This is a genomic window from Halomonas sp. ND22Bw (genome assembly GCF_003011945.1).
In the GTDB taxonomy this organism is placed as follows: Bacteria; Pseudomonadota; Gammaproteobacteria; order Pseudomonadales; family Halomonadaceae; genus Halomonas; species Halomonas halophila.
Genome location: NZ_PXWD01000537.1, coordinates 1 through 309, shown reverse-complemented (window position 1 = coordinate 309; position 309 = coordinate 1). Strand labels below are relative to the sequence as shown.

Annotated in this window: 1 protein-coding gene; it reads right to left on the bottom strand. The window is 61.2% G+C overall.

What is annotated here, in order from left to right; translation table 11 throughout:
• Positions 1-204: hypothetical protein (locus CVH10_RS26735; protein WP_219924853.1), on the bottom strand; the 204-nt coding region annotated here is incomplete at its 3' end.
• Between the last annotated feature and the right edge of the window lie 105 nt (positions 205-309).

Sequence of the window (309 nt, the reverse complement as noted above, 5' to 3'; positions counted from 1 at the left end):
CAACGCCCAGCTGATGGACCGCGGCGGCCGCGTTTCGCGCTTCAACAACAAGTTCGCCGGCTTCATCAAGAAGTAAGGCCCGACTTGAGACTTCGCTGCGACATACTGCAGCCAACAGGTCACCAAAAGCGTCGGTCGAAAGGCCGGCGCTTTTTGTTTGGCCGGAACACCGATAATGTAGAGACGTTCGGGTACCAGGGGCATCGGCCACGCTGGCCGAAGCGATCGAAGAAGCGGAAGACTATGAATAGACGGCAACTGGGTCTGGGCGTCGCGACGGCGGCCATGACCCTTGGCTCGGCGGCGCGC